General features: G+C 70.3%; 14 protein-coding genes. 9 read left to right on the plus strand and 5 right to left on the minus strand.

Features of this window, described 5'->3' with window-relative positions; all coding sequences use genetic code 11:
- Window positions 1–14 precede the first annotated feature (14 nt).
- The 3 genes from ACIA8G_RS33110 to ACIA8G_RS33120 are packed head-to-tail and all read left to right on the plus strand — an operon-like array spanning window position 15 to window position 2,920.
- A complete protein-coding gene (locus tag ACIA8G_RS33110; RefSeq protein WP_396422635.1) occupies window positions 15–1,022 on the plus strand; it encodes an NlpC/P60 family protein in 1,008 nt (335 codons plus the stop codon).
- Between the two features lie 10 nt (window positions 1,023–1,032).
- Entirely contained in the window at window positions 1,033–1,800 is a 768-nt protein-coding gene (locus ACIA8G_RS33115) for a hypothetical protein (protein WP_396422636.1), read from the plus strand.
- A 10-nt stretch (window positions 1,801–1,810) separates the two neighbouring features.
- Complete coding sequence (locus ACIA8G_RS33120) at window positions 1,811–2,920, plus strand: glycosyltransferase family 4 protein (RefSeq protein WP_396422637.1); 1,110 nt, start codon at window positions 1,811–1,813, stop codon at window positions 2,918–2,920.
- Window positions 2,921–3,190: 270 nt separating this feature from the next.
- Here the strand turns inward: ACIA8G_RS33120 and ACIA8G_RS33125 are convergent, their stop codons facing one another.
- A complete protein-coding gene (locus tag ACIA8G_RS33125) occupies window positions 3,191–6,052 on the minus strand; it encodes a BTAD domain-containing putative transcriptional regulator (RefSeq protein WP_396422638.1) in 2,862 nt (953 codons plus the stop codon).
- A 246-nt stretch (window positions 6,053–6,298) separates the two neighbouring features.
- Entirely contained in the window at window positions 6,299–8,095 is a 1,797-nt protein-coding gene (locus ACIA8G_RS33130) for an AMP-dependent synthetase/ligase (protein ID WP_396422639.1), read from the minus strand.
- 98 nt (window positions 8,096–8,193) lie between these two features.
- Here ACIA8G_RS33130 and ACIA8G_RS33135 point away from each other — a divergent pair, with 98 nt between their 5' ends.
- From ACIA8G_RS33135 to ACIA8G_RS33160, 6 genes are read left to right on the plus strand one after another with little or no spacing between them, the layout of a single operon-like run.
- Window positions 8,194–8,574, plus strand: coding sequence for a polyketide cyclase / dehydrase and lipid transport (locus ACIA8G_RS33135; protein ID WP_396422640.1), 381 nt, complete (start codon window positions 8,194–8,196; stop codon window positions 8,572–8,574).
- 57 nt (window positions 8,575–8,631) lie between these two features.
- Entirely contained in the window at window positions 8,632–9,420 is a 789-nt protein-coding gene (locus ACIA8G_RS33140) for a metallophosphoesterase (protein ID WP_396422641.1), read from the plus strand.
- Window positions 9,421–9,443: 23 nt separating this feature from the next.
- Window positions 9,444–9,884: an SRPBCC family protein gene (locus tag ACIA8G_RS33145; protein ID WP_396422642.1), complete on the plus strand. Its 441-nt coding sequence runs from the start codon at window positions 9,444–9,446 to the stop codon at window positions 9,882–9,884.
- Window positions 9,881–11,089: an ArsA family ATPase gene (locus tag ACIA8G_RS33150; protein WP_396422643.1), complete on the plus strand. Its 1,209-nt coding sequence runs from the start codon at window positions 9,881–9,883 to the stop codon at window positions 11,087–11,089. Before ACIA8G_RS33145 ends, ACIA8G_RS33150 begins: the two co-directional genes overlap by 4 nt.
- 13 nt (window positions 11,090–11,102) lie before the next feature.
- On the plus strand, window positions 11,103–11,462 hold the full coding sequence (locus ACIA8G_RS33155; protein WP_396422644.1) for a hypothetical protein: 360 nt from the start codon (window positions 11,103–11,105) through the stop codon (window positions 11,460–11,462).
- The gene (locus tag ACIA8G_RS33160; RefSeq protein WP_396422645.1) at window positions 11,462–12,436 is read left to right on the plus strand and encodes an ROK family protein; all 975 of its coding nucleotides are present in this window, start codon (window positions 11,462–11,464) and stop codon (window positions 12,434–12,436) included. The genes ACIA8G_RS33155 and ACIA8G_RS33160 overlap by 1 nt, the downstream gene beginning before the upstream one ends.
- Here ACIA8G_RS33160 and ACIA8G_RS33165 read toward each other — a convergent pair whose 3' ends face one another.
- The 3 genes from ACIA8G_RS33165 to ACIA8G_RS33175 form a co-directional block, all read right to left on the minus strand.
- Window positions 12,437–13,234: an aminoglycoside N(3)-acetyltransferase gene (locus ACIA8G_RS33165; protein WP_396422646.1), complete on the minus strand. Its 798-nt coding sequence runs from the start codon at window positions 13,232–13,234 to the stop codon at window positions 12,437–12,439.
- Window positions 13,235–13,439: 205 nt separating this feature from the next.
- On the minus strand, window positions 13,440–13,568 hold the full coding sequence (locus ACIA8G_RS33170; protein ID WP_396422647.1) for a hypothetical protein: 129 nt from the start codon (window positions 13,566–13,568) through the stop codon (window positions 13,440–13,442).
- A 66-nt stretch (window positions 13,569–13,634) separates the two neighbouring features.
- Complete coding sequence (locus ACIA8G_RS33175) at window positions 13,635–14,105, minus strand: hypothetical protein (protein ID WP_396422648.1); 471 nt, start codon at window positions 14,103–14,105, stop codon at window positions 13,635–13,637.
- Between the last annotated feature and the right edge of the window lie 182 nt (window positions 14,106–14,287).

The following is a 14,287-nucleotide window of genomic DNA, read 5'->3' on the forward strand; positions in this document are numbered from 1 at the left end:
AGGGGATCGGCGACGTGCTGTCGCGCAAACTCACCCGCGGTGTACTCGCATCTGTGCTGTTGTTCACCGCTCTGCCGGCCCTGCCCTCAGCGGCACAACCGGCTGATCCGGCGCGCGCCTACGCCGAGCTGACCGCGCAGGCCACGAAACTCAACGAGGAAGTGCTGCGCGCACAGGAGGATCTCGTCCTGCGGCGCGCCGAGCTCGAACGCGCGACCACGGACGTGGCGGCCGCGCAGCAGATCGAGCGGCAGGCCAAGGCCGACGAGGAGAGTTTCCGCAGCCAGGTCGACCTCATCACCCAGGCGTCGTTCGAGGGTGCGCGGTTCAACCAGCTGTCGGCGTTGCTCGTGGCGGACTCGCAGCAGGACTTCCTGAACCGGCTGGAGATGATGCGGGTGCTGGCGGCGGACAACGCCGACTCGCTGGCCCGGCTGTCCGGCGCGGCGGAGAAGGCTCGCCAGGCGCACCAGGTGGCGGAGAACGCCCGCGCCCGCGCCGCCTCGGCCGCCTCGGCCGCCGAGCAGTTGAAGGGCGACCTGGACGCGCGGAACCGGGCGTTGCAGGCGCAGATCGGCGAGGTGCGCGCGGCGTTGCCGCGGTTGCCGGCGCCGGTCGCGACGCAGTTGCGCGATCCGGGGGACCGATCGCCGATCAGCGTGCCGCCGGGGACGGCCGGTCTCGCGCTGGCGTTCGCGCTGGCGCAGCGCGGGGACGAGTACCAGTACGGCGCCACCGGGCCGGACCGGTGGGACTGCGCGGGGCTGACGATGAAGGCCTACTCGGCGGCGGGGTTCGCGATTCCGCGCACCTCCGGCGGACAGGCCGGGGTGGGACGCGCGGTGCCGCGGTCCGAGGTCCGTGCGGGCGATCTGATCGTCTACTACGCGAGCCGCTCGCACGTGGCGATGGCGGTCGACAACGCCCGCGCCCTGCACGCCTCGACCGAGGGACAGCCGGTGAAGATCGCGCCGATCGACGCCATCGGATCCATCGCGGTCATCCGTCGCATCGAGGGCTAGCGTTGCGCCGGTGAAGTACCTCAGGCCGTTGCTGGCGATCACGGTCGCCATGACGTTCCTGCTGGGCCTCAACGTTGCACTGCGGCCCGTTGAGTTGCAGCCGACCGCAACACCTCATTGCAAAGAGGTCGTGGCCACGACGGCTTCGGGCACCGTGACCAGCAGTTCTTGTGACTCAGAGCTGGCGTCGCGCGTGTCGGGGCTGGTGGACGAGTCGGTGGCCGGCGTCGCCGATATATTGGATATCAGTTGGTCGCGGCGGGTCGAGGTCGTCATTCCGGCGACCGACGAGGAGCTGGTCGCGCTCGTCGGACCGGCGTTCGCGGACATGGCGGGGATCGCGATCCGCGACGGCGACGTCCAGCGCGTGGTGATCAATCGGGTGCGCGCGGCGCCGTTGACGCCGTTGGAGCTGCGGGTGCTGCTGCGGCACGAGATCACGCACGTGGCGACGCGGGACCTGACCTCGGACTCGGCCCCGCTGTGGCTGGTGGAGGGGTTCGCGGACTGGGTGGCGTTCCACGGGCTGGGGCTGTCGTTGCGCCAGGCTGCGCCGTTGCTCACGTCCGACGTCTCCGCCCTGCCCGTCGAGTTCAGCGGTCCGCGGCGCGATCTGGCCTACCAGCAGGCGTACTCGATCATGGTCTACCTCGAGTCGCGGCTGGGAGAGCGGGGTGTCGTGGACTTCTTCCTGCGCAACGCGGCGTTGTCCGCTGTGGACCCCGCGGCCGTCGACGTGGCGGGCTGGCGCGAGTTCCTGCGATCGAGCATCGGATAGCGTTGGGTTCGTGCGCCGAACCTTGCTGGTGACCAACGACTTCCCGCCGCGTCCCGGTGGCATCCAGTCCTACCTGCACGCGTTGGCGACACGGCTGCCCGCGGACTCGCTGGTCGTGTACGCGCCGAAGTGGAAGGGCGCGGCCGAGTTCGACGCCGAGCAGCCGTTCCCGGTGGTGCGGCATCCGACGTCGCTGATGCTGCCGACGCCGGACGTCCTCGCCCGCGCCCGCGACATCGCCCGCGCCGAGTCCTGCGAAGCCGCGTGGTTCGGCGCCGCGGCACCGCTGGCGTTGCTGGCGCCTTCGCTCGGACTGAGTCGCGCGGTGGCGTGCACGCACGGCCACGAGGTCGGCTGGTCGATGCTACCGGTGGCGCGGCAGGCTTTGCGGGCCATCGGGTCCGGTGTGGACGTTGTGACGTACGTCAGCCGCTACACCCGTTCCCGGTTCGCCGCGGCGTTCGGTCCGATGGCGGCGCTGGAACACCTCCCGTCCGGTGTGGACACCGAGCAGTACCGCCCGGACCCGGCCGCGCGCGCCGAGATCCGCCGGCGGTACGGGCTCGGCGACCGGCCGGTGATCGTGTGCGTGTCCCGGCTCGTGCCGCGCAAGGGGCAGGACGTGCTGATCCGCGCATTGCCGCTCATCCAGCGTTCGGTGCCCGGCGCGGCACTGCTGATCGTCGGCGGCGGGCCGTACCGGGGGACGCTCGAGAAGCTGGCCGGCTCAGTCCGCAGCGGTGATGTCGTGCTGACCGGCTCGGTGCCGTGGGAGGAGTTGCCCGCGCACTACAACGCCGGCGACGTCTTCGCGATGCCGTGCCGCACCCGCGGCCGCGGTCTCGACGTCGAAGGCCTCGGCATCGTCTACCTGGAGGCTTCGGCGACCGGCCTGCCCGTGGTGGCCGGTCGGTCCGGCGGCGCCCCGGAGACCGTGCGGGACGGCATCACCGGCAACGTGGTCGACGGCCGCGACGTCGAGGACGTCGCCGCGAAGGTCGCCGCTCTGCTGGCCGATCCGGAGATGGCGGCCAAGATGGGACGTGCCGGCCGGGAGTGGGTGAGCGACCACTGGCGGTGGGACCAGCTCGCGCATCGCCTCGAGGGCCTGATCGGCTGATCCATATCCAATACCCGATATATCGCGTGGCGGCCGCCATCGGTGTCCCGTATCCGATATATCGCAGGGCGGCTGCGGCCGACATCCCGCATCCGATATATCGCGGCCCAGCTCCAATATCCAATATATCGCGCAGCGCCACTGATATCCCGTATCCGATATATCAGTGGCGGCGGCAGCCCGCTGCGGCGACATGACAACGTTGTCGCGGACGACCCGATATCCGATATATGGCATATCGCCAGCTGATATATCGGATATCGCGGCAGGTCAGGCGAGTTCGCGGGCGAGATTCTCCAAAGCGTGCAGCCCCAGCTCGGCGCTGCGCCGCACGGCCTGGTCAGCGGCGGACCGGGCGTCGTCAGGGCGTTCGAGATCCCGCCACACCACCGTCAGCCCGATCAACGCCCGGACCTCGCCCGAGGCGTACCCGATCCGCCGGGCCGTCGCCAAGGCCTGCTCGTACAGCTCGGCCGCGATGTCGAAGTCGAACAGCGCGCGGCGAGCGTCGCCGAGCGTGATCCGCACCGATGTCGCCACCTGCTGGTCCCCGCCGTCGGCGACCAGCGAGAGAGCGCGCGAGGCCAGCGACAGAGCGTCCTCGGCCTTGCCCTCGGCCAGCTCCAGCGCAGCGAGGTTCTCCAGGGTCTCGGCCTCGCCGGCGGGGACGTTGCCGATCTCCACGGCGCGTTCGAGGTGCGTGCGCGCCTCCGCGAGCCGTCCCTGCAGGCGCAGCGCCATCCCGAGGTAGGTGTGGCTGTCGGCGTTCGGCGCCAAGGCCAGAGCCTGCGAGAAGTGCTCGACCGCGCCGTCGAGTTCGCCGAGTTCCACGGCGAGCTGGCCGAGGTTGTACAGGCAGGTGCTGACGCTGTCCGCTGAGCGCAGCATCCCCAGGCAGCGCACGAGGGCGTCCCTGGCCTCGCCGAGCCGGCCGGAGCGGCGGTGGACGAGGCTGAGGTTGTTCAGCACGCCCGCCTCGGCGTCCTTGTCGCCCAGCGCCCGGTACAGCTCGATGGCGAGGTTGTGGTGCTCCACCGACAGCGCGTACTCGCCGAGCCGCAGGTAGAGGGTGCCGAGGTTCGCGTGCATCGCGGCCTCGGCCGGGCGGTGCGCGGACGCCTGGGCGGCCTGCAGGCCGTGGTGCGCCGTCGCGAGCCATTCGCCGACGTGCTGGCCGATCCACAGGTAGCCGCGCAGCGCGTCCGCCAGCTGCCACGCCATCGAGGCCGGGCCGTGCTGGGCGGCGTGCCGGATCGCGGCGGTCAGGTTCGGGCGTTCCGCGTCCAGCCACGCCAGCGCCTCGTCCGAGTTCGAGATCCGCGGCGCCGGGCCGGAGGCCGACGACGGCAGTCGCACCATGCCGGGGTAGAGCAGCTCGGCGCAGCGTTCGACGCCGCGCGCGTAGTGGTTCAGCAACGCCGTCCACGCCACCTGCTGCTCGGACGGGCTGTCCGACTCCTCGCGCAACGCCGCCGCGTAGCGCACCAGCTCGTCGTGGAACCGGTAGCGCCCAGGCGTTGCGGAGACCACCAGCTTGGCGATCGCCAGCACCGTCAGCAGGCCCTCGGCGTCCACGTCGGCCAGCGCCGAGGCGGCCTCCGGGGTGAAGTCGGGTCCCGGCACCAGCGACAGCAACCGGAACAACCGCTGCGGCGCCGGCGGCAGTGCCGCGTAGGCGAGCTCGATCGGCGACCCCGAGATCGTCACGTCGTCACGGCCGGCCAGGTACGCCGCCGCCACCCGCAACGCCAGCGGCAGGTGCCCGCACCGCTCGGCCAGCTCCGCGTGCTCACCCGGCCCCAGCAACTTCTCCAGCAACGCGGCCGACTCCGGAGCACCGAACACGTCCACCGGCACGGTCCTGGCGCCGTTCATCGCGATCAGCCCCCGCAGGTCGTCCCGCGACGTCACGATCACCCGGCACGACGCCGTCCCCGGCAGCAACGGCCGCACCTGGTCCGGCGCGGAGGCGTTGTCCAGCATCAGCAGCATCCGCCGTCCCGACAGCAACGACCGCAGCATCGTGCTCTGCTCGTCCGCGTCCGGCGGGATCTCGTCCGGAGGCACCCCCAACGCCCGCAGGAAGCGCGACAGCACGTCCAGCCCGTCCGCCGGCGGCCCCAGCGCGTACCCGCGCAGATCGACGTACAGCTGCCCGTCCGGGAACCTCTCCCGCAACAGATGCGCCACGTGCACCGCGAGCGTCGTCTTACCCACACCTGGCTGCCCCGCCAGCGTCACGATCGGCACGGCCGCACCCGTGACCAGCCCGGCGATCCGGTCCACGTGCCACTCGCGCCCGGTGAAGTCCGCGATGTCGTCCGGCAGCCGCATCGGCGACGCCGGCGCCCGTTCCGGTTCCCGTGACACCACCGGTGCCGCCAGCCCCGGCGCCCCCACCAGGATCGCCTGGTGCAGCGAGCGCAGCTCCTCCGAAGGATCGATGCCGAGCTGCTCGTCCAGCGTCCGGTCGAGCTGCCGGAACGCCTCCAGCGCCTCCGCCTGCCGGCTGCTGCGGTACAGCGCGAGCATCAGCTGTCCCCAGAACCGCTCGCGCAACGGGTGATCCCGCGTCAGCGTGAACAGTTCCGGCACCAGATCCGCGTGGTTGCCCAGCGCGAGTTCCACGTCGATCTGCTGCTCGTGCACGGTCATCAGCAACTCGATCAGCCTCGGCGCGTGCTCGGAGTGCAGCGTCTCCGAGGGCACGTCCGACAGCACCGGACCGCGCCAGAGGTCCAACGCCTCGGCAAACGCTTTCCGGGCCGTGACCAGGTCGTTCGACGTCGCCGCCGCCCGCCCGCGCGCGGCCGCGTCAGCGAACCTGTGCACGTCCACGGCCAGCGGATCGACCCGCATCCGGTAGCCGTCCGCGGCGGTCTGGATCAGCGACGGGTCACCCAGCGCCGCCCGCAGCCGCATCACGTACGTCTGCAACGTCCCACGAGTGCGCGCAGGCGGTGTGACGCCCCACACATGTTCGACGAGTTCCGTCACGGGAACGACGCGGTTCGGGCGCAGCAGCAACGCCGCCAGCAGTGCCCTGTGCTTGCCTGCGCGGAGGACCACGGGCGAGCCGTCCAGGCGCACTTCCAACGGGCCGAGCAGCCGGAACTGCGGACCCGAAGCCATCGCCTACCCCTCGTGCGCGCCGGTTGATCCCCGTCTCCCGGACAGCCTATTAGCGCGCTGTCGCGGAGTGACATCGGCGCGTCAGCGATACGTCAGCGTCGTAAGGCAATCTTCTACTCGTCCCGGTCGGGGGGCCGGGGCAACAAACTTCTCGGGTTCCGCGGAACTCTGCGGATCACGATCGCTGGGGGTCGAAAGGCCCAGGAGCTCTCTCTCAGCTCCTGGGCCTTTCGCGTATTTTCAGCCCTACTTGGCGTAGATCGCGTCGATGTCCGCAGAGAACGTCGTCGCCACCACGTTGCGCTTGAGCTTCAGGCTCGGCGTCATCTCGCCACCGGCCTCGGTGAAGTCCACCGGCAGCACGCGGAACTTGCGGATCGCCTCGGCCTTCGACACCGACTTGTTCGCGTCGTCCACCACGGCCTGGATCTCGGCCAGCAGGTCCGCGTCCTCGATCAGGTCGGGGACCTCTGCCGATGCCGGCTTGCCGTGCGAGTCCTTCCACGTCGGGAAGAACTCCGGGTCGATCGTGATCAGCGCGCCGATGAACGGCTGCTTGTCGCCGACGACCATGCACTGCGAGATCAGCGGGTGCGCCCGGATCCGGTCCTCGAGCTGCGCGGGGGAGACGTTCTTGCCACCGGCGGTGACGATGATCTCCTTCTTGCGGCCCGTGATCTTCAGGAACCCGTCGTTGTCGAGCTCGCCGATGTCACCGCTGTGGAACCAGCCGTCCTCGAGGGCCTCCTTGGTGGCGGCCTCGTTGTTCCAGTAGCCGGTGAACACGATGTCGCCCTTGATGAGGATCTCGCCGTCCTCGGCGATCTTCACCGACGTGCCGGGGACCGGAAGGCCGACCGTGCCGACCTTCTCCTGGCCGCGGAACGTCACGCACGCCGCCGCCGAGGTCTCGGTCAGGCCGTAGCCCTCGTACACCGGGATGCCCGCACCGCGGAAGAAGTGCGACAGCCGGTCACCCAGCGGCGCGCCGCCGGACACGGCCGCGATCGCACGACCGCCCAGAGCCCCACGCAGCTTCGAGAACACCAGCTTGTCGAACACGGCGTGCTTGATCCGCAGCCCCAGGCCGGGGCCACCGTTGTCCAGCGCGCTGGAGTACGCGACCGACGTCGCCTCGGCGGCGTCGAAGATCTTGCCCTTGCCGCCGGCGTGCGCCTTCTGCTTGGCGCCGTTGTAGACCTTCTCGAACACGCGCGGCACCGCGACGACGAACGTCGGGCGGAACTGGCCGAGGTCCTCGACGAGGTTCTTCACGTCCGCCGTGTGGCCGACCGTCGCGCGCGAGTACACACACGCCAGGCCCAGAGCGCGGGCCAGGATGTGCGCGAGCGGCAGGAACAGCAGCAGCGAGTTGCCCGCCGCCAGGATCTCCGGGAACCGCGACAGCGCCGACCGCACCTCGGACAGCAGGTTGCGGTGCGTGAGCGTGCAGCCCTTGGGCCGGCCGGTGGTGCCGGACGTGTAGACCAACGTCGCCGTGTGGTCGGCCTGGACCTGACCGCGCCGCTCGTGCACCTGCTCGTCAGTGATCTCGGCGCCCAGGGCGGTCAGCTCGTCGACAGCGGGGGCCGAGCCGTCGATCTGCCACACGTGGCGCAGCTCGGGCAGCTTGCCGACGACCTCGTCGACCATCGCTCGATGTGAGGACGCCTCGACGAAGACCGCCGTCGCGCCGGAGTCGGACAGGATCCACTCGATCTGATCGGCCGACGACGTCTCGTAGATCGGCACCACGACGCCGCCCGCCGCCCAGACGGCGAAGTCGAGCAGCGACCACTCGTAGCGCGTTTTGGAGACGAGACCGACCCGGTCGCCGAGCCCGAGACCGGCCGCGACCAGGCCCTTGGCAACAGCCATGACCTGCGCGGCGAAATCACGCGCCGTGATGTCGACCCAGGTGCCGTCGATCTGCCTGCGGAAACTGACGGCGTTGCCGAAGCGCTCCGCGTTGGCCCACACCATGTCGGTGAGGTTCTCCTCCGGAGCCACAGCGGCGGTGGCGGGGACGCTGAACTCGCGCACGTCAACCTCCGTACGGTGAAATGTTACTGGTCGGGAAACTTAGCGTGTGATTCCGGCGATACAAAGGTTGGTACGCCCTTCCGTTACCTTTTGCACCCATGGCCAGTGTGGACGTCGTCGACGAGACTTTTCTGGCGGTACCACCCAGCGTGGTCGCCGCCGCCTTCTCGATGCCATCGTCGTGGCGGTCGTTCTGGCCCGATCTCGAGCTCGACGTCTACGCCGACCGGGGTGACGAGGGGCTGCGCTGGACCGTCGGCGGCGCGCTCGTGGGCACGATGGAGATCTGGCTCGAGCCGATGCTCGACGGCACTGTGCTGCATTACTTCCTCCGCGCTGATCCAGCGGCAGGCTCGCTCACCCCGCGCAACGCCCTTCGTGAGGTGCAACGCCGTCAGCTCGCCGCGAAGTCCGTCGCGCTGGGACTCAAGCTGACTCTGGAGGACGGCCGCCCGCCTGGCTGCCCGCCAGCAGGGTGATCTTGGTTGACGTGCGTCTCAGAAACCCCCCAGCTCCCGTGAACTAGGTTGGGAACCGTGCGGGTTCACGTGGTTTCGGATGTGCACGGCAACGCCGAGGCGCTCGCGCGCGCCGGCGACGGGGCGGACGCGCTCGTCGTGCTCGGCGACCTGATCGACTTCGTCGACTACTACGACCATTCCAAGGGGATCCTCGGCCGCGTCTTCGGTGCCGAGAAGGTGGGGATCTTCGCCGAATTGAGACGCGGTACGAAACGCGCCGACACGGCGAGCTACATCCGGTCCCTCTGGGACGGTCTCGCGGACGCCCGGTCCGTGGTGGAAGAGGCGGTGCTGGAGCAGTACCACGCGCTGTTCTCCGCGATGTCCGCGCCGACGTACGCGACACCGGGCAATGTGGACAGTCCGCACCTGTGGCCGCAGTTCGTCCGCGACGGCGTGCACGTGCTCGACGGCGAGGCCGTGGAGATCGGCGGGCTCAGGTTCGGGTTCGCGGGCGGCGGGCTGATGCTGCCCGGCCACGTGCGCAATCCCAACGCGCCATGGTTCCCGTACCTCCGGACGGAGGAGGACATGGCGGCCGCGCTCGACCGCATGGGCACGGTCGACGTGCTGTGCACGCACATCCCGCCCCTTGTTCCGGACCTCACCTACGACGTCGTGGCGCGCCGTCCCGAGTGGGGCTCGCGACCGGCGCTGGACAAGATCGTGCGGGAGAGTCCGCGCTGGTCGGTGTTCGGGCACGTGCATCAGCCACTGGCCCGGCGGGTGCGCCTCGGCTACACCGAGTGCATCAACGTCGGGCACTTCCAGCGCAGCGGCAAGCCTCACGTCCTCAATTGGTAAAGACGCGAGTAACCTCCTCACACATGGCCGACGAGTCCACTCAGTCCATCGTCATCGACGCGCCGCCTGAGAAGATCATGGCGATCATCGCTGACTTCCCTTCGTACCCGGACTGGGCGAACGGGATGAAAGAGGTCGAGGTCCTCGACACCCGCGAGGACGGCCGGGCCGACCAGGTCCGGTTCGCGATCGACCAGGGGCCCGTCAAGGACGAGTACACCTTGAAGTACGACTGGTCCGCCGACGGTCTTTCGGTGCGGTGGGAGCTCGTCAAGGGCACCATGCAGAAGGCGCAGCGAGGCAGCTACGTGCTGGAGCCGTCCGGCGCCGGGACCAAGGTCACCTACACGTTGTCCGTGCAGCTGGTGATCCCGATGATCGGGCTGTTCCGCCGCAAGGCCGAGAAGCTGATCCTCGACACCGCGCTCAAGGAGCTCAAGAAGCGCGCGGAGAAGGCGGCTTGAGCCGCGTCCTGCTCTTCACCGGCAAGGGCGGGGTCGGCAAGACGACGCTGTCCGCCGCGACGGCCGCCACACTGGCGGCACACGGCCGCAAGGCGCTCGTGGTCTCCACCGATCCCGCTCACTCGCTGGGCGACGCGCTCGACGTGCGGCTCGGTGCCGAACCGTCCGAAGTGGATGGTTCGGCCGGCCTGTACGCGTGCCAGATCGACCCGCGCGGGTTGGTCGACGAAGCCTGGGGCGACCTGCGCGGGCACCTTCGCACGGTGCTGGCCGGTGCGGGCGTCGACGAGATCGACGCCGAGGAGCTGACCGTGCTGCCCGGTGTCGAGGAGCTTCTCGCACTGTCGGAGGTGCGGCGGCTCGCGTCGTCCGGGCCGTGGGAGGTCGTGGTCGTCGACTGCGGGCCGACCGCGGAGACGTTGCGGCTGCTGTCGCTGCCCGAGGCGTTCGCGGGGTACCTGGAAAGGCTCTTCCCGACGCACCGGCGTGTGGTGCGAGGGCTTTTGGCGGGCGTCGCGGGTACCGGCACCGTCGAGAAGTGGGACGCGACGGCCGACGCGCTGAGCAGGCTCGCCGAGCGGCTCGACGCGTTGCGCTCGATGCTCACCGATTCGTCGTCGTGCTCGGTGCGGCTGGTGCTGACGCCGGAACGCGTGGTCGCCGCCGAGACGCGGCGGACGCTGACCGCGTTGGCGTTGCAGGGAATCCGCGTCGACAGCGTGATCGCGAACCGGCTGGTGCCCTCGCCGGGTTCGGCGCGGGGTGCCGCGGCTACGTGGTTGCGTACCCGCCGCCACGAACAGGACGCGGTGCTGGCCGAGCTGACCGGCATCGGCGAGATCCGCATGGTCGACCACCGCGCGTCCGAGCCCGTGGGCGTGCCGGCACTGCTGGAGGTGGCCGAGCAGCTCTACGGCGACGAGGATCCGCTGCCCGGTGCGGCCGTGGCGGAGTCGTTGCTGGAGGTGTCGGGCAGCGGGCGTGGCCTCGACGCCCGATACTCGCTGCGGATCGCGTTGCCGCTCGCCGACGACACAGAGCTGGACCTCGCACGCGTGGGCGACGACCTCGCGCTGACCGTGGACGGCCGGCGCCGGCTGGTGGCGCTGCCCTCGTTGCTGAGGCGCTGCATCGTGACCGGCGCGGAGATGGACTCGGGTGGCGTGACGGTGGGATTCCGCCCGGACCCGGCGCTGTGGCGCTGATCAGGAGCGTTGGATGACTCAGGACAACACCGGCAAGCTCGCCGAGGAGCTGCGGCTGCTCATCGACGCGGCCGCGGAGCGCATGCAGCCGTGGCTGCAGCAGATCGCGGAGGCGGGCGACGGCTCGCACACGCCGGAGACGTGCGGCTGGTGCCCGCTGTGCAACGGCGTGGCGCTGCTGCGCGGTGACCGCTCCGAACTGGCCGCGAAGGCCGCCGAGCACGCGGCCGGCCTGGTCGCCGTGCTGCGGGCGGCCCTGCGCGAGCCCGGCACGCCGCCCTCGCCGCCGCCTCCGGGTGGCGTGCCCGAGGAGGAGCCCGCCGAGGCAGGCCAGCGCGTGCAGCACATCAAGGTCGTCAGGAAGACCGACTAGTGCTGACCGTCGGAGTGGACATCGGTGGCACCAGCGTCCGCGCGGGCGTCGTGGACGCGCGTGGCTCGGTGCTGGACACCTCGCGCGCACCGACACCCGCTGGCGAACGCGCCCTCGAGGACGCGATCGTGGCGGCGGTGGAGGAGGTGGCGGACCGGCACGCGGTGAACGCCGTCGGTCTCGCCGTCGCCGGTTTCATCGCTCCCGATCTCCGCACGGTGCGCTTCGCGCCGCACCTGGCGTGGCGCGAGGCCGACGTGGCCGACCGCATGAGCGACCGCCTGGGCATGCCCGTCGTGCTCGAACACGACGCGAACGCCGCCGCCCTCGCCGAACACCGCTTCGGCGCTGCCCGCGGCGCCAAGACAGCCGTGCTGGTGGCGATCGGCACCGGCATCGGCGCCGCGCTGCTGCTGAACGGCGAGGTTTTCCGCGGCGCACACGGCGTCGCACCCGAGCTGGGCCACCTGCGCGTGGTGCCCGACGGGCGGCCTTGCCCGTGCGGCAAGAACGGCTGCTGGGAGCGCTACTGCAGTGGCACCGCGCTGAGCGCGACGGCCGTGGAGCTCTTGGCCAAACACCCCGGCGTCTCCACCGTGCTGGCCCGTGAGGCCGCCGGTGACTCGCGCGCGGTGACCGGCCGCCGGGTGGCAGGAGCGGCCCGCGACGGCGACCCGCTGGCGAAGCGCGCGATGGCGGACCTGGCGCGCTGGCTGGCCGAGGGCCTGGCGCTGGTGGCCGACGTCTACGACCCCGAGGTGATCGTCATCGGGGGAGGGGTGTCGACCTCGGCGCCGCTGTTCCTCGACGACGCCCGCGAGCGCTACGCCGCCGTCGTGACGGGTGCGGGCCATCGCCCGCTGGCCCGGATCCGCACTGCACAGCTCGGCGATGACGCCGGGATCGTGGGCGCGGCGACGCTCGCCCGCGAGATGGCCGCGTCGATGACCCGGAACAACTCCCGCCGCTCCTGATCATTTGCGGGGGTGGCCGGCGACCTCGCACAGGAGCTCGGCGAGTCGCTTCCGGGCGAATTCGATGAACGGAACCGCGTCGACCAGCTCGCACCGGGCGGCCCCGATGACCTGACGGCTGACCTGCCCCTGGTCAGCCCAGTCGGTGCCCACCCGTGGGAAGTGCGTGTCGTTGTCGTCGCCGACATCCGGCGCTTCGAGCCAGACCCGCTGCCCTTCTACGAGGTAGGGGAAGCGGCGGAGCTTGGTGCGATGGCCGGGCACCATCGACTCGGCGTGGTGCAGGAACGAGTTGCGGTTGTGTCCGACGCCGAGCAGCAAGATCTGCGCCTTCAGCTCGTAAAGCCTGCTGAACGGTGAGTCCGGCCCCAGCGCGTACGCGAACGGCTGGTGCTCGGTGATGTACTCCGCCGCGGCGCCGAGCGCCGCCACCGAAGCCTGCGGATGCCGGCTGCGCAGTCGTTCGGGCTCGGCCAGCACAGCGGTGGGAACCGCGCCCATGGCGGTGGGAAACGCGTCGTGGAACAGCGGCACGCGAGCCCTCGCGGCCTCGACCTCGGGGTCACCGGCGGTGCGGCAGCCAGGATGCGGATCTGCGATCACGTCCCCGGTGAATGCCGGGACCACGACCGTGCCCGACTGACCCACAGCTGCCCGCAACGCACGAAGGACGGTCACGGCTCCGCCGTCGACCTGTCCGAACGCCGAGACGGACGAGTGCACGACGAGCGTGGCGCCCTCGGTCACGCCGAGCGCGCGGAAGCCCCGGTGCAGAAGATCGAAACTCACCCGTGCCATCGACGGCCATCTTGCCGGGAGGCCCCATGCGCCGCCTTGGCAATGGGTCTTTTGCCGACGTCGTCAAAAGACTTGTTGCAAGGGTGCAGGTCAGGGCGACTGATATATCGGTTTGAGGAGTGTCGCGACGGGCGTGTCGGGGTCTGTTCGCCCGCCGCGAACACCCAGCTCGAACGCCCGGCCGGGGAAGACGCGGGCCGGGGGACTAGCGGCCGAGCAGGCGCAGGATGCGCGGGCGGCGCTTGGCGCGCTCCGCGTCCTTCTTGCTCAAGGTCGCCATGGCGCGGGCCATCATCAGGTGCTGCATCTGGTCCATGTCCGACACCGTAGGCATGACCGAATCGTTATCTGAAGGTTTGAGTGGCCGTTATCACGTCGTTACCAAGTAAGACGTGACGTGTCACACCTGGGCGCCGTCGTCCCATCCCGAGTCCGGCGGCGGGGTGTTGCGCATGCGCAGGATCAGCCAGCCGACGCCCGCGCAGAGGGCCACGAGCGACAGGGGCGTGCCGATGCGCGACTGCAGTCCGAAGAGGCCGGGGGCGACCAGCAGCACGATGCCCAGACCGAGCAGGCCGAGCGCCGCGATCGTGGACGCGCGCAGCACCGGGAACGGCGGCGGCTCCGGTGGCACGTAATGGTCTTCGTCGTCCTGGCCGCGTCGTTCTGGCTCTTCTTCCACGTCAAGGGGGATGTCGCCGGTCGGGTCGTCGTGCGCCTTGAGGTCGACCGATTTGATGTCCTCGGTGCCCGCCTCGTCGAGGTCGAGCCAGTCCTTGCCGACCCCGTCCCGTTCGAGACCCGCGACGATCTCGGCAAAGAGCTCGTCGACGTTCTCGGGGCCGTCGGTCGAGTCGCGCCGGGCGTTCATTCAGAGCCTCTCCAAGTGCCGCAACCCTCTGACCCCTCATCGTTGCACGGGCCGGATGTGTTGCGGGTTACGGCAGTCGGCTCAGTCGTGGCCGTGACGCACTACCTTTGGACTCGTTGTGTGAGGAGCGGTCGGCTCCGTAGGCTGATTGTCGGGATCAAGGTTCGCGGGGTCTAAGGGAG

The organism is Lentzea sp. NPDC051213 (genome assembly GCF_044455585.1).
In the GTDB taxonomy this organism is placed as follows: domain Bacteria; phylum Actinomycetota; class Actinomycetes; order Mycobacteriales; family Pseudonocardiaceae; genus Lentzea.